The organism is Spiroplasma endosymbiont of Acasis viretata (assembly GCF_964031275.1).
Classification (GTDB): Bacteria; Bacillota_I; Bacilli_A; order Mycoplasmatales; family VBWQ01; genus Spiroplasma_E; species Spiroplasma_E ixodetis_A.
On sequence record NZ_OZ035019.1, the window covers coordinates 655,450 to 675,912 of the forward strand.

23 protein-coding genes, 3 pseudogenes, 1 riboswitch and 1 other annotated feature are annotated in these 20,463 nt (G+C 23.8%); of the genes and pseudogenes, 10 read left to right on the forward strand and 16 right to left on the reverse strand.

What is annotated here, in order from left to right:
• Positions 1-11: 11 nt before the first annotated feature.
• The 4 genes and pseudogenes from coaBC to rplU form a co-directional block, all read right to left on the reverse strand.
• Positions 12-1,184, reverse strand: a complete 1,173-nt coding sequence (gene coaBC, locus AAHM96_RS03675; protein ID WP_342273605.1) for a bifunctional phosphopantothenoylcysteine decarboxylase/phosphopantothenate--cysteine ligase CoaBC — start codon at positions 1,182-1,184, stop codon at positions 12-14.
• A 102-nt stretch (positions 1,185-1,286) separates the two neighbouring features.
• Positions 1,287-1,574 (reverse strand): 50S ribosomal protein L27, encoded by a 288-nt coding sequence (gene rpmA, locus AAHM96_RS03680; protein WP_174481212.1) that lies wholly within the window; start codon positions 1,572-1,574, stop codon positions 1,287-1,289.
• A gap of 2 nt (positions 1,575-1,576) precedes the next feature.
• On the reverse strand, positions 1,577-1,888 hold the full coding sequence (locus AAHM96_RS03685) for a ribosomal-processing cysteine protease Prp (RefSeq protein ID WP_281748879.1): 312 nt from the start codon (positions 1,886-1,888) through the stop codon (positions 1,577-1,579).
• Positions 1,889-2,222: 334 nt separating this feature from the next.
• A pseudogene (rplU, locus tag AAHM96_RS08485) lies at positions 2,223-2,513 on the reverse strand (50S ribosomal protein L21); the annotation flags it as partial.
• Between the two features lie 11 nt (positions 2,514-2,524).
• Positions 2,525-2,597 (reverse strand) — a sequence feature (ribosomal protein L21 leader region).
• Between the two features lie 289 nt (positions 2,598-2,886).
• Between rplU and AAHM96_RS03695 the strand changes: the two are divergent.
• Positions 2,887-3,342, forward strand: coding sequence for a hypothetical protein (locus AAHM96_RS03695; RefSeq protein WP_342273606.1), 456 nt, complete (start codon positions 2,887-2,889; stop codon positions 3,340-3,342).
• Here AAHM96_RS03695 and AAHM96_RS03700 read toward each other — a convergent pair.
• The 5 genes and pseudogenes from AAHM96_RS03700 to AAHM96_RS03720 form a co-directional block, all read right to left on the reverse strand.
• Positions 3,339-4,156 (reverse strand): annotated as a pseudogene (locus tag AAHM96_RS03700) (IS5 family transposase). The gene AAHM96_RS03695 and the pseudogene AAHM96_RS03700 overlap by 4 nt on opposite strands.
• 157 nt (positions 4,157-4,313) lie before the next feature.
• The gene (locus tag AAHM96_RS03705; RefSeq protein ID WP_342273607.1) at positions 4,314-4,763 is read right to left on the reverse strand and encodes a DxFTY motif-containing membrane protein; all 450 of its coding nucleotides are present in this window, start codon (positions 4,761-4,763) and stop codon (positions 4,314-4,316) included.
• 228 nt (positions 4,764-4,991) lie between these two features.
• A protein-coding gene (locus AAHM96_RS03710) for an IS5 family transposase (protein WP_342273608.1) occupies positions 4,992-5,781 on the reverse strand; the annotation gives its coding sequence in 2 pieces (ribosomal slippage) (positions 4,992-5,519 and positions 5,521-5,781; 789 coding nt in all).
• Positions 5,782-5,818: 37 nt separating this feature from the next.
• Complete coding sequence (locus tag AAHM96_RS03715; RefSeq protein WP_342273609.1) at positions 5,819-6,493, reverse strand: hypothetical protein; 675 nt, start codon at positions 6,491-6,493, stop codon at positions 5,819-5,821.
• Positions 6,494-6,590: 97 nt separating this feature from the next.
• On the reverse strand, positions 6,591-7,829 hold the full coding sequence (locus AAHM96_RS03720; RefSeq protein WP_342273707.1) for an IS256 family transposase: 1,239 nt from the start codon (positions 7,827-7,829) through the stop codon (positions 6,591-6,593).
• A gap of 307 nt (positions 7,830-8,136) precedes the next feature.
• On the opposite strand from AAHM96_RS03720, the gene tpx reads away from it, so the two are divergent.
• Positions 8,137-8,643 carry a thiol peroxidase gene (tpx, locus tag AAHM96_RS03725; RefSeq protein WP_342273610.1) on the forward strand — a complete coding sequence of 169 codons (507 nt, stop codon included), beginning with the start codon at positions 8,137-8,139 and terminating at the stop codon, positions 8,641-8,643.
• 76 nt (positions 8,644-8,719) lie between these two features.
• Here the strand turns inward: tpx and AAHM96_RS03730 are convergent, their stop codons facing one another.
• Positions 8,720-8,899: a hypothetical protein gene (locus AAHM96_RS03730; protein WP_338960250.1), complete on the reverse strand. Its 180-nt coding sequence runs from the start codon at positions 8,897-8,899 to the stop codon at positions 8,720-8,722.
• A gap of 343 nt (positions 8,900-9,242) precedes the next feature.
• Complete coding sequence (locus tag AAHM96_RS03735; RefSeq protein WP_342273611.1) at positions 9,243-9,584, reverse strand: hypothetical protein; 342 nt, start codon at positions 9,582-9,584, stop codon at positions 9,243-9,245.
• Here AAHM96_RS03735 and AAHM96_RS03740 point away from each other — a divergent pair.
• On the forward strand, positions 9,560-10,480 hold the full coding sequence (locus tag AAHM96_RS03740; protein WP_342273612.1) for an IS3 family transposase: 921 nt from the start codon (positions 9,560-9,562) through the stop codon (positions 10,478-10,480). The two genes, AAHM96_RS03735 and AAHM96_RS03740, sit on opposite strands and share 25 nt — an antisense overlap.
• 129 nt (positions 10,481-10,609) lie before the next feature.
• On the opposite strand, the gene AAHM96_RS03745 is transcribed toward AAHM96_RS03740, so the two are convergent.
• Entirely contained in the window at positions 10,610-10,774 is a 165-nt protein-coding gene (locus AAHM96_RS03745) for a hypothetical protein (RefSeq protein WP_342273613.1), read from the reverse strand.
• A gap of 291 nt (positions 10,775-11,065) precedes the next feature.
• On the opposite strand from AAHM96_RS03745, the gene AAHM96_RS03750 reads away from it, so the two are divergent.
• Positions 11,066-11,548 (forward strand): hypothetical protein, encoded by a 483-nt coding sequence (locus AAHM96_RS03750; RefSeq protein WP_342273614.1) that lies wholly within the window; start codon positions 11,066-11,068, stop codon positions 11,546-11,548.
• Between the two features lies 1 nt (position 11,549).
• Here the strand turns inward: AAHM96_RS03750 and AAHM96_RS03755 are convergent, their stop codons facing one another.
• Positions 11,550-12,263 carry a sugar phosphate nucleotidyltransferase gene (locus tag AAHM96_RS03755; RefSeq protein WP_342273615.1) on the reverse strand — a complete coding sequence of 238 codons (714 nt, stop codon included), beginning with the start codon at positions 12,261-12,263 and terminating at the stop codon, positions 11,550-11,552.
• A gap of 10 nt (positions 12,264-12,273) precedes the next feature.
• On the reverse strand, positions 12,274-14,712 hold the full coding sequence (gene leuS, locus AAHM96_RS03760) for a leucine--tRNA ligase (protein WP_342273616.1): 2,439 nt from the start codon (positions 14,710-14,712) through the stop codon (positions 12,274-12,276).
• A gap of 242 nt (positions 14,713-14,954) precedes the next feature.
• On the opposite strand from leuS, the gene AAHM96_RS03765 reads away from it, so the two are divergent.
• From AAHM96_RS03765 to AAHM96_RS03785, 5 genes and pseudogenes are all read left to right on the forward strand, one after another.
• On the forward strand, positions 14,955-15,932 hold the full coding sequence (locus AAHM96_RS03765; RefSeq protein WP_342272797.1) for an IS3 family transposase: 978 nt from the start codon (positions 14,955-14,957) through the stop codon (positions 15,930-15,932).
• 43 nt (positions 15,933-15,975) lie between these two features.
• Positions 15,976-16,239: pseudogene (locus AAHM96_RS03770) on the forward strand (transposase); the annotation flags it as partial.
• Positions 16,199-16,636, forward strand: a complete 438-nt coding sequence (locus AAHM96_RS03775; protein WP_425288762.1) for a transposase family protein — start codon at positions 16,199-16,201, stop codon at positions 16,634-16,636. The pseudogene AAHM96_RS03770 and the gene AAHM96_RS03775, both read left to right, overlap by 41 nt.
• A 302-nt stretch (positions 16,637-16,938) precedes the next feature.
• A complete protein-coding gene (locus tag AAHM96_RS03780; protein WP_342273617.1) occupies positions 16,939-17,463 on the forward strand; it encodes a DDE-type integrase/transposase/recombinase in 525 nt (174 codons plus the stop codon).
• A gap of 75 nt (positions 17,464-17,538) precedes the next feature.
• Complete coding sequence (locus tag AAHM96_RS03785; RefSeq protein ID WP_342217804.1) at positions 17,539-17,685, forward strand: hypothetical protein; 147 nt, start codon at positions 17,539-17,541, stop codon at positions 17,683-17,685.
• A 25-nt stretch (positions 17,686-17,710) separates the two neighbouring features.
• Here AAHM96_RS03785 and AAHM96_RS03790 read toward each other — a convergent pair whose 3' ends face one another.
• Positions 17,711-17,959 carry a hypothetical protein gene (locus tag AAHM96_RS03790; RefSeq protein ID WP_338975120.1) on the reverse strand — a complete coding sequence of 83 codons (249 nt, stop codon included), beginning with the start codon at positions 17,957-17,959 and terminating at the stop codon, positions 17,711-17,713.
• 71 nt (positions 17,960-18,030) lie between these two features.
• Positions 18,031-19,011 carry an energy-coupled thiamine transporter ThiT gene (locus AAHM96_RS03795; protein WP_342273618.1) on the reverse strand — a complete coding sequence of 327 codons (981 nt, stop codon included), beginning with the start codon at positions 19,009-19,011 and terminating at the stop codon, positions 18,031-18,033.
• 126 nt (positions 19,012-19,137) lie between these two features.
• A riboswitch (TPP riboswitch) is annotated at positions 19,138-19,225 on the reverse strand.
• Between the two features lie 230 nt (positions 19,226-19,455).
• Here AAHM96_RS03795 and AAHM96_RS03800 point away from each other — a divergent pair.
• A protein-coding gene (locus AAHM96_RS03800; RefSeq protein ID WP_342272742.1) for an IS5 family transposase occupies positions 19,456-20,245 on the forward strand; the annotation gives its coding sequence in 2 pieces (ribosomal slippage) (positions 19,456-19,716 and positions 19,718-20,245; 789 coding nt in all).
• Positions 20,246-20,463 lie beyond the last annotated feature (218 nt).

Sequence of the window (20,463 nt, forward strand, 5' to 3'; positions counted from 1 at the left end):
TTTTTATTATATTAATAATTTAAAATATTTTTACTTATAATATCAACTATCTGTTTAGAAACTTCCACTTTTGAACCAATCAAATTATAATTATTATTTTTAAAATAAAAATTAATTTCTGTTTCATTTTTACCCATAACACTAATATTATTAATACAAATACCATCGCAATTTTTAATTTTCATTTTTTCGATACCAAGATTTTTATCATTAACTTCTTGAGCAGCAAAACCAATTAAAACTTGTTGTGCTTTCTGCTTACCTAAAAATGCCAATACATCAATATTAGCAATCAGTGATAAAGATAAATTTTCATTCTTATTTTTAATTATTTTATTAGGAATATATTTACTTACTTTATAATCATTTAAAGCAGCACCACATATTACAATATCAGCATTATCAAAGTTTTCTTTCATTGCTAAGAACATTTTTTCATTAGTATTCGCTTTAATAATAGTTAGGTTTTTTTGCGATTTAATTTCAAAATCACAATCACCTGCAACTAATACTACTTTAGCGTTAGTTTTAAGAAAAGCATCTACTAATGCTTTACCCATTTTTCCTGAAGAATTATTAGTAATATAACGAATTGGATCAATATAAGTTCTAGTGCGACCAATATTAATTAAAATTTTTTTATCAGATAAATCAATATTTTTTTTAAAAAAATCTTTAATTATTGCTAATGCATTATCTGGACTTTTAACCCGTCCATCACCAATCATCTTACAGGCTAACATTCCTGAATCTGGAGGAATAATAGTAATATTTTCAAAATTAGATAATTCTAATAAATTTTTTTGAAAACTTTGATTGTGATACATATTATGATTCATTGCTGGAAATAATATCTTTTCTGCTTTGGAAGCTAAAAATACTGATAATGCTAAACTATCAGCAATTGCTAAATTTGCTTTACTAATAAAACTCATAGTAGCAGGATAAACAACAATTAAATTTGTTTTAATCGCTAAATTAGTATGAGTAATTAAATCTCCTTTAACATATGATTCTTGTTCAAACATTTCAGAATAATAAGAAAATGTTTTATCTTCTAGAAAATGTAAAGAACTTTTAGTACAAATAATATCAACTAAAAATTCTTTTTTTAATTGTTTTAATAAAATTAAGGCTTTGTTTGCTGCAATACTACCAGTAATTATTAAAGTAATATGTTTCATTATTTTCTCCTATCATATCATTAAACATAAAATAAACAAACAAAACCTATCTTCAAAATATGATAGCATTGAAAATAGGTTTTTATTATTAAAAATTTATTTTTACTTTTTATCAAGTATAACTGAAACTCGTGTTTTATTTTTTTTAAAAATAGTATACTTAACAATTCCTGATTTTAAAGCAAATAAGGTATCATCACCACCACGTCCTACATTTTCACCAGGGTGAATTTTAGTTCCACGTTGACGATAAATAATTGTTCCCTCTTTTAAACTTTGTCCATCACCAATTTTAGCACCTAAACGTTTAGAATGTGAATCACGACCATTACGAGTTGAACCCACTCCTTTTTTTGAAGCAAATAATTGTAAATTTAATTTATAAAACATAATTACACCTCCTTTATGTTAATATATTTTGGATATTGTTCTTTAATAGTTTTTAATTGTCAAAGCATTGTTTTTAAAATGATTTGACTATTATTAGTGAAACTAGCAACTTTAAGTTTAACTAATCCAGCAGTATTATTAATTACTTGAACTTGATTATTATCAAGTTCATGAAGTGCATTTAATGTACCAATAACAATGGCTGAAATCCCTGCACAAACAATATCATTTCCAATTTTTGAAAAATTAGCATGACCAGTAATTATAACTTCTACAATGTTACTATTTTGGTAATTATAAGTAACTTTAACCATAATTTAATATTACCTTAAATTATTTTTTATTATTTTCATCATCTTCTTTAACAACTTTAACAGTCATATTTTTATGATCAAAAATAGTTTTTAAATTACCTTCACTAACAACAGTTTTAGTGTTATCTGGTTCTGTAATATTATCCTTAACAACTGATTTAGTTTTAACAACTTTTTCTTTTGTAAGTTCTTTTTTTACTTTACTAACTACTGATTTTGGCTCTTTAATAATAGGAGTTACTACTTCAGAAATTACTTCTTTTTTTACTTCATCTTTAATTACTGGTTTTGATTGTTCAGTCTTCTTATCAACAAGACTTTTACCACCAAGTAAGATATCAGTAATTAATACCTTTGTATATGGTTGACGGTGTCCATACATTGTTTTTGAATTTTTCTTAGGTTTATATTTAAACACTCGAATCTTTTTTGATTTATCTTGTTTAATAATCTCACCATGAACTTCAGCACCTTTTAGGAAAGGTTTACCGAATTGTTGATCAATCATCAATATTTTGTCAAAAATAATCTTATCTTTAGCTTTGCCAACAAGTTTTTCAACAAAAATCTCTTGACCATAGGAAACGTTAATTTGTTTTCCTCCTGTTTGAATAACTACAAACATTTTTCTTATTACCTCCAGTTTAGACTCGCCTTATAGGTGGAATAAATCACTTGTTAACCTAAAGTAGAGCGGTTGAAACTGCATAAACAGTCTTAAATATTATAAAGTATTTTTTATTAAAAGCAATACAAAATTTAGTAATTATATACATAATTTAAATATAAAAATTACTAAAAAAGAAAAATAAAAAAATATATCTTTAATATTTAATGTAACTATAATTATATCTACACTAAATTATGTAATTAATATTTTTTTATAATTATTATTAAAATTATGATATTATTTTTCTAAACTTAATATAAGTTTTTAACTCATTACTTGTTAAAAAGTAAATGATTTTTTTTATTTTTAGAAAGGAAGATTAAAAGAGATGGCTAAAGATAAAAATATCATTAATGAAACAATTGATTATTTACCGTTGTTTGGTGCTGGATTAGGAGCAATTGACGGTCTTTCATGAACAAATCCAGTGCCTGTTACCAACATTGCGATTGGTGCTGCAGCCGGAGGAATAGCAGGTTATCAAATTAAAAAAGCTGTAAAAAATAAAGATAAAAATAAAACTAAAGTTGGAACATCATTAATTTGTGGTGCTGGTGCTGGTGTATTAAATGCAGTATTAAATCCAGAAGCATCATTAATGAATACATTAAAAGCAACTGCTGGTGGTATTGTAATTGCTAAAGGTGGTAAATATATTGTTGATAAAGGCAGTAGTTATGTAAAATCTAGACCAGAATATCAAATATTAAAACAAGGATATCAAATTAATAAAAAAGTAAATAAGATTCAAGATTTTTCTTCAATAGACTTGGTGCAAAACTAAGGTAATTCAAAATTATATATTCCTGCTATTAAATTAAATCTTAATGCAAATCTTCGTATTTTATTGCGATATTTTAAAGTTAAAATTTTAAAACGTTTTAGTTTAGCAAATACGTGTTTAATTTTAATTCTAATTTTGCTTAAATTTTTATTGTATTCTTTTTGAATTGGTATTAATTTATTGTATTTACTTTTTTTAAATGGCAAAAATGTATTTTTATGAATATTTTGTATTCCTTGATAACCTGAATCAACAAAAACTTGTTTTTCTGGATGAATAAAAGTTTTAGATTTTAAAAGTAATTTAAAATCATGAATGCTTCCAAAACAAAAAGCGGTTGAAATAATTTTTCCATTTAAAATATCAATAATTATTTGCGATTTAAGAGTATGATGTTTGTTTTTACCCGAAAAAAGTAATTTTAGTTTTTTTTAATTCTTTCAATTGGAGTTTCAGTAGCATCAATAGCTAGTAAAGTATTATTGATTCCTTTATTTTTGATTAAATCTTTTTTGCCAGATAAATTAAAAATTCCACTTTTTATTAAAGTATTTTCAATTCAAAAAATATTACGAATGCAACTAGTATGACTAATATTATATCTTTTTGCAATAACTCTATAACTACTATACTCTTTTCAGTATTCTAATGTCATTAATAAACGATTTTCTATTGATAATTTATTAGGTTTACCACCAACTGCTTTTTTAATTGCTTCAGCTTTTTTTAAAATTTCAACCATTTTTTGAAATGTTTGTAGTTTTATTCCCACTAAACTATAAAATTCTTGTTCATCTTTGTATTTTTTTAACATAATAATTATCACCTTTGATATTAATAATAACCATTAAATTATTAAAATTAAAGGTTTTGCACCAAGTCTAGTAAATAAAAAACATATATTTAAAAAGGTGCGTAACATATATTACGCGCCTTTTTTTCGTTTTATTTTTTTAGATTTATATCACTTATTATAACTTAATATATGATTTTTTTTGTTTTTTTCTTAATACTAATAATAAAATAATACTCGTTAAAAAAATACCAATAACAGCACCAGCGATTGAAATAATAAAACGTATTAAAATTTGTTGAGGAGTTAAAAAGTATCCTGACAAATAAAATAATGATAAAACAAAAGCAAATGGAATACTATATGTAAATTGATCTAATTGATGTAATTTTAACTTATATGTAATAAAGGTTATAATAAAAGTAAATATAATTAAACTTAAACTAGAAAGTACCATTATTCAAAAAGGCAATTTAAAAGTAAAATCAGTACTAGTAGTAAAAAAAAGAATAATTCCTGGAATTAATACTTGTATTATTAAATAACCAACACTTAGAAAAAAATTAGTTCTTGGAAATGTATTTTCACTATTATTTTCAAAATTAACTTCTTGGTTTTTATTTTCCATACTTATCCTCTTCTATAATATAATTCTTTACAATTTTAACATGCTTTTATCAATAATTAAATAAGATTTATATTTATTAAATAACACTTATTTTAATACAAAAATTTAAAATAAAAATAAAAATAGTTTTCCACAATTTAATGAAATTAAAAATTACCTATCCTATAAATTAATTGATTTTTTTGATTTAGTTTTTGTTTTATTTTGTAAATCTGTATTAGAACCTGTTTAAAATCTTTTCAATAAAATTGAAATAAAGGCAAGAACAACCATTTGTAAGCTAGTATTTAATTTTTTTTCACAATTTTTTCATAATCTTCTGCATTTTTCTAATCATGCAAAACTTCGTTCTACAACTCATCTTTTTGGTAATACTACAAAAGAATGTAATTCATTACGTTTTATAACTTCAACATTTGCATTTATAATTATTTTAATTTTAGAAGCAAATTTTTCACCAGTATAACCAGCATCTACTAGTATTTTTTGAACTGCAGAAAGATTCTCTTTTTCATTTTCAATCATTATTATAGCACTATTACGATCTGTTTTTTCTTCTGTGGTTATGTAAATTGCATGTGGTAAACCTTGAGAATCAACAGCAATATGAAGCTTTATTCCTGAAATCTTTTTACCAGCATCATAACCTTTATTTTTAGTAGTATCTGTATTTTTAACACTTTGTGAATCAATTATACAAAAACTAGTTTGTTCTTTTCTACCATTATTGATACGAAATGCCTTGACTAATTTTTTTTAAAACTAATTGTAATACACTAGGTTCTTTATCATTATTTTTACTTCAAGCTTGAAAATAATAATATACAATTTGTCATTTTGGAAAATTTTTTGGTAACATTCTTCACTGGCAACCACTTTTTAATACATATAAAACTGCACAAAATACTTCATATAAATCTAAACTTCTTGGTTTAGTTCTCTTTTTAGTATTTTCTAAAATTGATTTTATATTTTCAAATTGCTCTTTGCTAACATTACTAGGATAATTTTTACACATATATACCTCTTATTTTAAAATATATAATCATTTTATCCTATTCTCTAAAAGATTTTAAACAGGTTCTTACACTATCAATATTAGCATTAAATTGTTCACCATGAAGACCTAAACCAGGAACAGCAATTGAAAGAATACCATAAATTTCTTTTAAAATTGGTTGTAAATGCTGATAACCTGAATCAGAAGCATCTTTATCTCAATAATCAAATACTTGATCACTAATAACAACAGGTAAAAACTTACTAAAAATATTATCTTTTAATGCATTTAAAGCAAAATCATTAATTTCACCTAAAATCGGACTAACTTTATATGAAGCTTGTAAACTAATTTTTGGTCTAATAGTAATTTGATTAATAAGATTCCAAATTCTTCCTGGAGTTTTAATATTTTCAATAACTACTTTAAAAGCTTTTTTAAAAAAATCATTAAAATCCTTAGTAAAACAACTATCAATAATAATTTCAGTTAAAAAAGTTTTGTCATTTTGATGTTGATAATAACTTTTTCAATCATCATAATAATAAACAGTAAATGTTTTTTTCTCATTGTTAATTTGTAAATCATTAATTTTAAATTCATAAGCACCACTACTATTAGGATTTTCATCATCCAAATTTAAATTATGTCTATTAATAACACGATTAATTCCTACTGCAGAACTATCATTATTAACTAAAGCAATTGGTAAACAATTAATATTTCCCAATGGATTAAAAAAAAGCTCATAAAGCAATAAACGCATATAAAAATGGAATAAAACATGAGGCTTTTATGTAATCTGTGTATCTTTGTTTTACAAAGTACTAGTTTAGATTAATTCTATCTTCAAATTTTATCATAAAATGAGCAATTGCTGTATTTCAATTTTGAATGGGTATTGTTCATTTTTTTGTTATATTTTCAATTGCTAAGTAAAATATTTTGAAAACTGCCATATCATTTGGAAAAACTTTTTTATTTCTGATGACTTTTCGTAATTGACTATTTACAGATTCAATAGCATTTGTAGTATAAATCACTCTTTTGATTTCTACTGGATAACTAATAAAAACCATTAAATTATCTCAATTTTTATATCAAGATTTAGCAATTTGAGGATATTGTTTATTTCATTTACTTTCAAAGGATTCTAAAGCCTGCATTGCTTGTTCTTCACTACATGCAGTATAAATTGGTTTTAAATCTGCAACTAGAGATTTTCTATGCTTATATGAGACATATTTCAAACTATTTCTAATTTGATGAACTATGCATAATTGATGTTCTGTTTTAAGATAAACTGATTGTATTGCTTCTGACATGCCTGTTAAATTATCACTGCAGGCAATAAGAATATCATTTAAGCCACGATTTTTCATTTCTGTTAAATTTGCTAATCAAAATTTAGCACCTTCATTTTCACTAATTCATAAACCTAAAACATCTTTTTTACCTTCTAAATCAACTCCTAAAGCTATATAAACTGATTTATTAATAATCCTTTTATCTTGTCGTACTTTCACTACTATGCAATCAAAATAAACAATCGGATAGACACTTTCTAATGGTCGATTTTGCCATGCTTTTACATCATCAATAACATCATCAGTAATTTGGCTAATAACACTTTCACTAATATCAGCACCATGATATAACTCTTGTAATTGCATTCTAATATCTGATAATGTCATTCCTTTTGCATATAAAGAAAGAACTTGTTGATCAAAACCATCAAATCTTCTTTGTCTTTTTGCAACTATTACAGGATTAAAATTACTATTGCGATCTCGTGGTACATCAATCTCAATTTTACCTTGTTGAGTTATTAATTTTTTTGAACTTATACCATTACGAGCATTGTCACTATTACTATGTTGATTCTTATCATATCCTAAATAATTTTGCATCTCAGAATTCAACATTTTTTCTACTAATCTTTTTGTTAATTCTTTATACAATCCTCCCTCTTTAAAAACTGTTGTTAAATCTTCAGTATTTTCTAGTAATAAATCTACTGCTTTTGATATTGGATCATTATTATTAATATTTTGCTTTTTAGCCATCTGTAACTCACTCTTTCTAGTCATTTAATTATATTTACTAGAATTAATTAAACATAGTTATTTTTGTAAGTTACACAGATTACTAAACATTACCTAAAACATACTGCAATACTTTTAATAACTGTTCTTTTATTTTTATAAATGTATTTAGTCCCCACTGCTTTAAAAACCACTTTAAATTCTTGAATCACAATTTTAAATTTATTTAAAATTTTTAACACTTTGTTACTCCTTAATAGATTATCTTTAATAAATTTAGTTATAATAATATTATAAATACATTTGATAAAAAGGGAGAAAAAATATTATGTTGCAATTAACAATTAAAGGTAAGCCCGTTCATATTAAAAATGAAATAATCAAAGTTGGAGATACTTTATCATTTTCTGCAGTTAATAAAACAATGGATAATATGAATTTGGAAAAATTCACTAATAAATTTAAAATTATTTCTAGTGTACCAAGCATTGATACTAAAACTTGTGCTTTACAAACTATACACTTTAATAAAGAGGCCACTAAATTAAAAGATTTAGTTATTATTACTATTTCCAAAGATTTACCATTTGCTCAAAATCGCTTTTGTGAAAAACTAAAAATGAATAATAATTTTCATATTTTAAGTGATTATCGTAATAATGAAAATAATTTTAGTAATACTACTAATTTATTAATTGATGAAATCCAATTATTAGCACGTACTATTATCATTGTTGATAAAAATAACAAAGTTATATATTTACAAATTGTTAAAGAAGTAACATTAGAACCAAACTATAATGAAGTTCTAAAATTTATTAAAACTTTAACATAAAAAAAGTTAGGTAATATTTTTAAAATAAGTATTACCTAACTTTTTTTTATTTATCAGTAGACTTTTAAAAAACTATTTATTTTGAAAATGAAATATGTTTTTTTGATTGCTGTTCTTTTTTAGTACTATCTGCTTTTTCCTTTTCACGTGCTGCTTTCTCAGCTTTTTGTGCTAGTCTTTCTTTCATATCTTTAGCTCTTTGCATAGCTGATTTAGTAAGTATTTTATCTACTTTTTCTTTTTCTTTTTCATCCATAATGTGTCTCCTTTTTTAAATTATAAACTTGCTCTTCTCATATTTTTAACTGGTGATTTCTTTCTAATATCTTCTCTTTCAAGATTATCATTTTTTTCAGGATTTTCAAATAAATTTCTTACATTTTCCATTTTTTTTCTTCTTGAAATTCTTCTCATACTTGTTTTGGTTTATAAAAAACCATCACACATATGCTTTTTAGTTGCATCACTTTCATTAAAAACTTCTTTTATTTTGCTGATATCTCTAGGTTTTAAATTTTGTGAAAATTCAACTGTTTCATTTCAATTTTCATTTCATTGTTGAACTTTTTGAGCATAAATTTTTGAAAATTCTTGAGTTTTTACATCTTGTTTATTTTTTCAAATTTTTTACTTAATTCTTTTTGAATATTTTCAAATGTTTTATTTTTATTACTATCTCAAATTTTACCAAAACTTTTTGCAAATGCCTGTACTTTTGCTTCACGCGTTAAACTTAAAAATCATTGTTTTGATTTTGTCTTTCCTTTTCTTAATTCTTTTTGTAATTGTAAATCTTTTTTACGTTTTCAATTAGGTAATAATCATGCTTTTATTTTGTCTTTATATGTTTCTCATGCTATAACAGTTCCACCAACGATAGCTCCACAAGTTAAAGCAATTAGTGCTCCTGCAACAAGTGGTGGTACAAGGCCACTTGCCAAATCAATATTCAATTAGAAACCTATGTCAATATCTTCAATTAAACAGATCAACATATTACTTTTTAAAAAATAAACAAAAACCTATTAAAAAAGAAGAAAATCATATTATTAAATGCAATCATAAATATCAAAAAATATGCCAACTTTTAATCGAATTTCATTCTACAAGAAAAGGCAGAATTTATGGATATTTAAGAATTTTTTCAGCTTTTAAAGAGTGATTAAAACAAGAAAAAAATATCATTTTAAATATAGAATTATCAATAAAACAAATGCGAAAAATTATGAAAGAACACAATATTCAAGGATTAAAACAAACTAAAAATAACTATCCTAAAAACAAAAAAAATCCAAATAAGTGAATACCTACAATGGATAAAGTAAACAAAGATTATAAAAGTACAACCTCTTCAAATCAAATTTGATCAATGGACACTAAACAAATAAATACTAAAGAAGGATGATTATATCTTTTTGTAATTATTGATTTTTATTCAAATAATGTTGTTAGTTATAATATTGCTCCTAATAAATCATATCAGGATTTAATTCTTCCTGCTCTTGAAAAAATCAACAAACAATTTTCTTGAAATCAAATAAAAAATGTTATTTTACATTCAGATAACGCCAACGAATTTTATTGTCAAGATATCACAAAATGAGCAGAGGATAAACAAATAATTTTAAGCAAAAAACAACCTTATGATATTGGTGATAATGTATTATCTGAAAACTGATTTTCTCATTTATCTCAAGAATGACTACCTAAAGGATCAAATCAATATTTATCCATCAATGAAGCTATAAATGATGTAAATCAATATGTTATGTTTTATAATTATGAAAGAATACATTCTAAATTTCTAAAACCACCAATTTTACAAATTAAAATTTAGAATTTTATATCAAAAATGGTCCAGTAATTAAGGGCCAACCACCATATTTCTTTTTAAAATAAAATAATAAATTTAGAACTATATTAAATTTTATTTCATAAGTTTTTATCTAAAATTAAATAATGAGATTTAAATTTTCGGATTTCTTGATTTATGTTTGTTTATTTGTTTTTCTTCTTCAATTTTTTTTAATGTCTCTTCTTGTTTCTTAGCTTTTACAAGTAATAAATCAAGTCTTCTACTTTCTTGTCCTGCATCATGTAATAATTTTGCTGCTTTTTCTTTTTCATTCATAATATTTTTTCTCCCTTTCTTTTAAATATTTATTTTTAAAAATATCCAAAATACAGTATAAAATTTTTCATAAAAATTAAAAGATAAAATAAATATTTTTAAATAAAATTATGATTTATTAACTCAAAAGTAAGGATGTTATTTTTTTAATTATTGTGCTTAAAAATTGAAAATATGTTATACTAACAACATAATAAACTAAATTATTAAAGACCATTAGGTTCGACTTATTCTTTTTTATTAGATAAGTGGAACCTAATTATTTTTAAATAAAAAAGGATGTGAAAAATTATGTCAGCACAACAACAGCAACAACCAAATAAAGAAATTTTTGATAAATTACAAGGTGAAAAAGATAAAAAAGAAAAAGCAAATACTTCTTCTGGTGGTAGTAGTAGAAATTGAATTGTAAAATTTGCAAAAGATGTCGCTTATATTTCTTTTTTTCCATACATATGATTAAAAAAACTTTTAGTTTCACTATTTAATAATCGAACTAAAAAACCTAAACTAAATCAGTCAGTTAATATTATTAAAAATAAAGATAATGTTAATCAAAACAATAATGTTATTGCTCGTAGTAATGGACAAGTTAGTTTTAAAGAAGTAGATGCACTAGATCCAGAAAATGAATCAGTAGCAGAAACAACAGCAGAAGCACTAAAATTAAAGGGTAATACTACTAATCCATTCCAAAATGTTGCACATAGTTGTAATCGTGAAGAAATTCCAGTAGTTTCAACATCAACTTCTGGAAAAAAATTAACTACTTAAATTATTTAAAATATTTATTAGTTCGTTCTAAATCAATAATATTATCAACATCCCAATGACAATCAAATGATAAAACATAAGGTTTTAATTCAAAATTATGTTTAATACTATTACTAATTAAATATTTACCAACCATTGTTGTTTGCAATACAAGTTCTTGTTGTGGATTTATTAAATCTTCACCAAGAACTTTTGCTCATTTTTTAGTAATATAACTTCATTCTCCTGCCAAGAAACTATCCTTTTTTTTATTTTTAATAATATCAATAATATTACCATTCTTGTTTAATTTATAACTTCAATCTTCTTTGATATTATCATGATCACGATTAATAGCGGCCATCATATTAGTTGAAAAATTATTTAAAAAAATATTTTTTGTACTAATCATATCACCAGAAATAATAAAAATATCATCTTGACCATTAAAATATGATGATACTAATGTCAAAGCATAACCACTATTATAATCAAGGAAATGTTGATTATTTATTAAAATTAATTTTGAATATTTATGAGTAAGAAAATTAAATTCATCTTTTAAATGACCAGTAATGACAATAATTTTTTTTAAATCATGTATTTCAATTAAATGATTAATTATATGTTCAATTAAAGTTAAACCTTTAAATTTAATTAACGATTTATGAACATTATTTGAGATAGGTTGTAATCTAGTGCCAATTCCTGCTGCAAAAATAATAGCAACTTTCATTATTCCTCCTTTACTTAACAACAAAATTAACAATCTTATTTGGTATACAAATTGTCTTAATAATTGTTTTATCTTGCAATCAATATTTTACTTTTTCTTCATTATTAACTACTTTTAAAAGTTCTTGATTATTTAAATTTTCTTTTACTACTAAAGTTATTTTCGTTTTACCATTAATCTGAATAGCAATAGTAACTTCACTAGTAATCAAAAATTTTTCATCATAACTTGGAAACTGACTTTTATTAATACTTTCTTTATTACCAAATTGAAATCATAATTCTTCAGCAATATGTGGAGCAAATGGATTTAATAATTTTAAAAAATTAACTAAATATTGTTGATAAATAGTTGGTGCTTTATAACAAGCATTGATAAAAATCATAAGTTGTGCAATAGCAGTATTAAAATTTAAATCGTTAATATCATTAGTTATTTTTTTTACAGTTTGATGATAAATTGTATCTAATGATTTATCATTCTTAGTAGTAATTTTTATTTTATACTCATCTTTATTAACAAGACGATAAATACGCATTAAAAACTTATAACAACCAACTAAACCACTATTTAATCACGGTAAAGATGCTGTTAATGGTCCCATAAACATTTCATATATTCGTAAAGTATCAGCACCATACTCATTAATAATATCATCTGGATTAACAACATTACCGCGTGATTTAGACATTTTTTCATTATTTTCACCAAGAATCATACCTTGATTTACCAATTTTAAAAATGGCTCTTTAACACTAACTAATTTTAAATCATATAGTACTAAATGTCAGAAACGAGCATACAATAAATGTAAAACAGCATGTTCTTGACCGCCAATATATAAATCAACTGGTAATCAATAGTTAAAACGTTTTTGCGCAATAGCACTATTAAAATCACAATAAGTACCATCATCATTTTTTAAAATATATGCTAAATAATATCAACAGCTACCTGCTCATTGTGGCATTGTATTAATTTCTCTTTTTCCTTTTACACCATCTTTTCTAGTTACATGTAATCAGGAATTTGGTGCATTAGTTAAAGGTGCATTCCCCGAATTAGATGGCTTAATATTAGTCATTTTTGGTAATAATACTGGTAATTGTTGTTCATCTACTGTTGAGATTGTACCATCTTCTCAATAAATTATCGGAAAAGGTTCACCTCAATAACGTTGACGAGAAAAAAGTCAATCTCGTAACTTATATGCAGTATGTACTTTTCCTTGTTTTAAAGTTAGTAATTTTTTAACAATTAAATTAGTAGCTGTTTCTAAATCCTTACCATTAATAAAATCAGAGTTAATATATTCACTAGTACCCAAAAATGGTTCATTTTTATTATTAGTTTTCATAATAAAATTGATTGGTAAATTTTTATTTTTAGCAAAAATAAAATCACGACTATCATGTGCAGGAACACCCATAATTGCTCCTGTCCCATAATGATTTAAAACATAATCACCAACTCAAATTGGTAATTTACTTTTAGTAAAAGGATGAATAGCATAACTTCCAGTAAAAACACCAGATTTTAAAGTATCATCTCCTTGACGCATTAAATCTGTTTTAGTTTTAGCATCTAAACAGTATTGAGTAATTGCTTGCGAATATTCACTAGTTGTTAAATCATGAATTAATGGATGTTCAGGAGCAAGTACTAAAAATGAAACACCAAAAATAGTATCAACCCTTGAAGTAAAAATAGAAACCTTACATTTATTATTTTCAACTACAAAATCAACTAATGTTCCAACACTTTTACCAATTCAATTACGTTGTAATTCCTTAACACTATTTGGTCAGTCTAAATCATCTAATCCTTTTAATAATTTTTCAGCATACTTAGTAATTTTTAAAACCCACTGACGCATTGGTTTTTTAATAACTGGGAAATTACCACGTTCAGAAACCATATGACCATTAATGTTAATTATTTCTTCATTAGCTAAAACAGTTCCTAACTGTTCACAAAAATTAACTTCAACATCTTTAATTTCAGCTAACCCTTGTTCATAAAGTTTAATGAAAATTCATTGTGTTCACTTATAATATTGAGGGTCTGTAGTATTAACTTCTTTATTATAATCAAAACTTAGACCAATACTTTGTAATTGTTTACGAAAATTATTAATGTTTTGTTTAGTAAATGTCTCTGGATTATTACCTGTATTTAAGGCATATTGCTCAGCTGGTAAACCAAAAGCATCTCAACCAATTGGATGCAAAACATTAAAACCATTCATTATTTTAACTCGAGAAATAACATCAGTAGCACAATAACCTTTAGGATGGCCAACATGTAAACCTGATCCTGAAGGATAAGGGAACATATCAAGAATATATGATTTTGGTTTTTTATTATCATCAATGTTTGTTTTAAAAGTTTCATTTTTTAATCAATACTGCTGTCATTTTTTTTCTATTTGTTGGTGATTATAACTCATGTTTTTCTCCTTTAATATGTTCAGGTAAAGTAATCATAAAACCATAATATCATAATCATTTAACAAGTTGCAATGTTTACTTATTGATTAAATTATATTTTAAATATTTTGTTAATTATCGCCACTTGCCCTTGCCACTTAGCCCTTTTTACTAGACCATTAATTTAAAAAACCTGAATGTATTCTAAAAACAATTGTGTTATATAATTAACACTAATTTTAACCTGAAAGGATTTTTATTAATGGATAAAATTAAACAAATAGCATTAGTAATTAACAAATTAAATATCAAAGAAAAAATTAAAATTATTGATGATTGTAAAAATCAATATTCAATTAGAAACCTATGTCAATATCTTCAATTAAACAGATCAACATATTACTTTTTAAAAAATAAACAAAAACCTATTAAAAAAGAAGAAAATCATATTATTAAATGCAATCATAAATATCAAAAAATATGCCAACTTTTAATCGAATTTCATTCTACAAGAAAAGGCAGAATTTATGGATATTTAAGAATTTTTTCAGCTTTTAAAGAGTGATTAAAACAAGAAAAAAATATCATTTTAAATATAGAATTATCAATAAAACAAATGCGAAAAATTATGAAAGAACACAATATTCAAGGATTAAAACAAACTAAAAATAACTATCCTAAAAACAAAAAAAATCCAAATAAGTGAATACCTACAATGGATAAAGTAAACAAAGATTATAAAAGTACAACCTCTTCAAATCAAATTTGATCAATGGACACTAAACAAATAAATACTAAAGAAGGATGATTATATCTTTTTGTAATTATTGATTTTTATTCAAATAATGTTGTTAGTTATAATATTGCTCCTAATAAATCATATCAGGATTTAATTCTTCCTGCTCTTGAAAAAATCAACAAACAATTTTCTTGAAATCAAATAAAAAATGTTATTTTACATTCAGATAACGCCAACGAATTTTATTGTCAAGATATCACAAAATGAGCAGAGGATAAACAAATAATTTTAAGCAAAAAACAACCTTATGATATTGGTGGTAATGTATTATCTGAAAACTGATTTTCTCATTTATCTCAAGAATGACTACCTAAAGGATCAAATCAATATTTATCCATCAATGAAGCTATAAATGATGTAAATCAATATGTTATGTTTTATAATTATGAAAGAATACATTCTAAATTTCTAAAACCACCAATTTTACAAATTAAAATTTAGAATTTTATATCAAAAATGGTCCAGTAATTAAGGGCCAACCACCGTTCAAAAAATACTAGTAGATGCTGGTTATACTGGTGAAAAATTTGCTTCTAAAATTAAAACAATTATAAATGCAAATGTTGAAGTTATAAAACGTAATGAATTACATTCTTTTGTAGTATTACCAAAAAGATGAGTTGTAGAACGAAGTTTTGCATGATTAGAAAAATGCAGAAGATTATGAAAAAATTGTGAAAAAAAATTAAATACTAGCTTACAAATGGTTGTTCTTGCCTTTATTTCAATTTTATTGAAAAGATTTTAAACAGGTTCTTAAATCGCAAATAATTATTGATATTTTAAATGGAAAAATTATTTCAACCGCTTTTTGTTTTGGAAGCATTCATGATTTTAAATTACTTTTAAAATCTAAAACTTTTATTCATCCAGAAAAACAAGTTTTTGTTGATTCAGGTTATCAAGGAATACAAAATATTCATAAAAATACATTTTTGCCATTTAAAAAAAGTAAATACAATAAATTAATACCAATTCAAAAAGAATACAATAAAACTTTAAGCAAAATTAGAATTAAAATTGAACACGTATTTGCTAAACTAAAACGTTTTAAAATTTTAACTTTAAAATATCGCAATAAAATACGAAGATTTGCATTAAGATTTAATTTAATAGCAGGAATATATAATTTTGAATTACCTTAGTTTTGCACCAAGTCTATTATATCTTTTTGCAATAACTCTATAACTACTATACTCTTTTCAGTATTCTAATGTCATTAATAAACGATTTTCTATTGATAATTTATTAGGTTTACCACCAACTGCTTTTTAATTGCTTAAGCTTTTTTTAAAATTTCAACCATTTTTTGAAATGTTTGTAGTTTTATTCCCACTAAACTATAAAATTCTTGTTCATCTTTGTATTTTTTAACATAATAATTATCACCTTTGATATTAATAATAACCGTTAAATTATTAAAATTAAAGGTTTTGCACCAAGTCTAATGGATAAAGTAAACAAAGATTATAAAAGTACAACTTCTTCAAATCAAATTTGATCAATGGACACTAAACAAATAAATACTAAAGAAGGATGATTATATCTTTTTGTAATTATTGATTTTTATTCAAATAATGTTGTTAGTTATAATATTGCTCCTAATAAATCATATCAGGATTTAATTCTTCCTGCTCTTGAAAAAATCAACAAACAATTTTCTTGAAATCAAATAAAAAATGTTATTTTACATTCAGATAACGCCAACGAATTTTATTGTCAAGATATCACAAAATGAGCAGAGGATAAACAAATAATTTTAAGCAAAAAACAACCTTATGATATTGGTGGTAATGTATTATCTGAAAACTGATTTTCTCATTTATCTCAAGAATGACTACCTAAAGGATCAAATCAATATTTATCCATCAATGAAGCTATAAATGATGTAAATCAATATGTTATGTTTTATAATTATGAAAGAATACATTCTAAATTTCTAAAACCACCAATTTTACAAATTAAAATTTAGAATTTTATATCAAAAATGGTCCAGTAATTAAGGGCCAACCACCTCATATTAATTGCAATTGCGATTAAGTTTTTAATGTTTTGAGTATTTATTATAATTGCTACTATTATTTATTTTACTTATTATAAACCAAAACTAAAACAAAGATTAATAACAAATCCAGAATATCAAAATCAATTAGATAAAGAATTTATTTTTAATTCTCATCTAGTAGTTAATTAAATTACTTAAAAATTATATTATCTTATTATCGCCAAAAATAAACTAAATGAGTTGCTGGTTTTTTACAAAAACAAGTACCAGTAGTAGTTGTACTTTTTAATTTAGCATATGCTTGAAAATGTTCAGATCAACCAATATCAATTGTATGTTGAGCATGTTTTCCTAATTCAATTGCTGCTAATACAACCTTTTTCTCATTTAATGCTTTATTCATTAATTTAATATCACCATCCATAATAATAATATCTTCTTTGATTATTTCATCATTTTTCATTATAATCACCCTTTCTATCAATTAATATTATAACGCTATTTAAAAAAGAAATAGTAATTACAATTACTATTCTAACGATATCTTTCTACATAGTGACTAACTAAACCACGATAAATAAAAGGTATTGTTAATTGCATAATTGGATAAGTAAACAAAAAAATATGAATAAAATTGTAAACTAATGAGTAAAAAAGAGGATTAAATCCTGATCAAATATTTTTACTTCCGTCAGCATTAGTAATTTGTGATCAAATAAAATATCCTGCTATTGTTTGTCAAAAATAAATAATTAAACAAACTAAAAAACAATGTAAAAAATAATTAATATAAGTAAAAATTGATTTATCAGCTTTTAAATTAAAACGTAATAATGAAATAATAGCGGGCGTTGTCATTGGCAAAAAATAATCTAATAAATAACTTCAAGCATTAATAACATAACCACCACCAATAAATAATAATGACATTAAAGCACTAATCATACCCGTTAATCATCCACCTGCAAAGCCAATAATATAACTAATAACCATTAAAGGTATATATTTAATAGCAATACCGCCGCCGTATGGCATTTTTGGTAATAAATTTTGTTCAATAAAAGCACAAGCAATAGTTACACCAGTAAATAAACCAATAATTGTATAATCAATAACTAATCATCGTTTAATACCAAATGCAAATTTAAAATTAGTTCATCATCTTGTTTTTAAAATGGCAAAAGTTTCTTCTTTTTGTCATTGATAATGTTTAATTCAATTAAAAATTAATGCAATGGGATTGATACTAAAAATTGATAGTAATGTAAAAATAACAATATTTTTATGCATATCTTCTATTTTAACTGTTCATGTAATAACAGATAATAAAATTGCTGAAATTAATAATAAACAAAGAATTAATATTAAATAAATTTTACTGCTATAAAATTGTCAACCAATAATAGTAGTAACTTTAAAAAAGTGATTAATACTACTAGCAGGTAAAATACTAATAATAACTGTTAATGTTAAAAGAGTAATTAAACTAAAAATGGCTGATGCTTTAATTAACATTCCTACCCCCAGTTTGCTTTTAATTTTATTATAATTGATAGTTGTTAATAGTTGTTCTTTAAACATAATAAAATGATAACTCCTTTAATTTATCTTACATAACAAAAAGGAGTTATCATTTTTTAAAATATAAAAAATAAAGTCTCCCTCCGCTAGTACTAACTAGATCAGGTTATAGGGTATTTCTCAGGCAATGCCACCCCTGCTTTATATAATATATGCAAATTAATCCATATTTAGTACTATTATAACATTCAAAATATTTTTTTAAATATAAAATATATTTTTTTATGATTTTTAGTTTAAATTAAAATTTGTTCTATTTTTATTTGAAATTTATTTGAAAAAAAATAAAATATATTCACTTCTTAAAAATAAGAACCTGTTTAAAATCTTTTAGAGAATAGGATAAAATGATTATATATTTTAAAATAAGAGGTATATATGTGTAAAAATTATCCTAGTAATGTTAGCAAAGAGCAATTTGAAAATATAAAATCAATTTTAGAAAATACTAAAAAGAGAACTAAACCAAGAAGTTTAGATTTATATGAAGTATTTTGTGCAGTTTTATATGTATTAAAAAGTGGTTGCCAGTGAAGAATGTTACCAAAAAATTTTCCAAAATGACAAATTGTATATTATTATTTTCAAGCTTGAAGTAAAAATAATGATAAAGAACCTAGTGTATTACAATTAGTTTTAAAAAAAATTAGTCAAGGCATTTCGTATCAATAATGGTAGAAAAGAACAAACTAGTTTTTGTATAATTGATTCACAAAGTGTTAAAAATACAGATACTACTAAAAATAAAGGTTATGATGCTGGTAAAAAGATTTCAGGAATAAAGCGTCATATTGCTGTTGATTCTCAAGGTTTACCACATGCAATTTACATAACCACAGCAGAAAAAACAGATCGTAATAGTGCTATAATAATGATTGAAAATGAAAAAGAGAATCTTTCTGCAGTTCAAAAAATACTAGTAGATGCTGGTTATACTGGTGAAAAATTTGCTTCTAAAATTAAAACAATTATAAATGCAAATGTTGAAGTTATAAAACGTAATGAATTACATTCTTTTGTAGTATTACCAAAAAGATGAGTTGTAGAACGAAGTTTTGCATGATTAGAAAAATGCAGAAGATTATGAAAAAATTGTGAAAAAAAATTAAATACTAGCTTACAAATGGTTGTTCTTGCCTTTATTTCAATTTTATTGAAAAGATTTTAAACAGGTTCTTAGGCAAATCCCTTAATTAGGGATTTTTATTTTAATTTATAATAACATGGCAGTATTTATTTGATAGCATTTAAAATTAACCATTTTTGTATACATATCAATGTTATAAGTTCTATCACCAATCATATGCTTTAAAATTTGTTTAATATTAGTTTCAGTAAAGCAACCAATATTTTCAACTAATGCTTGGTTTAATACACCATCTTTTG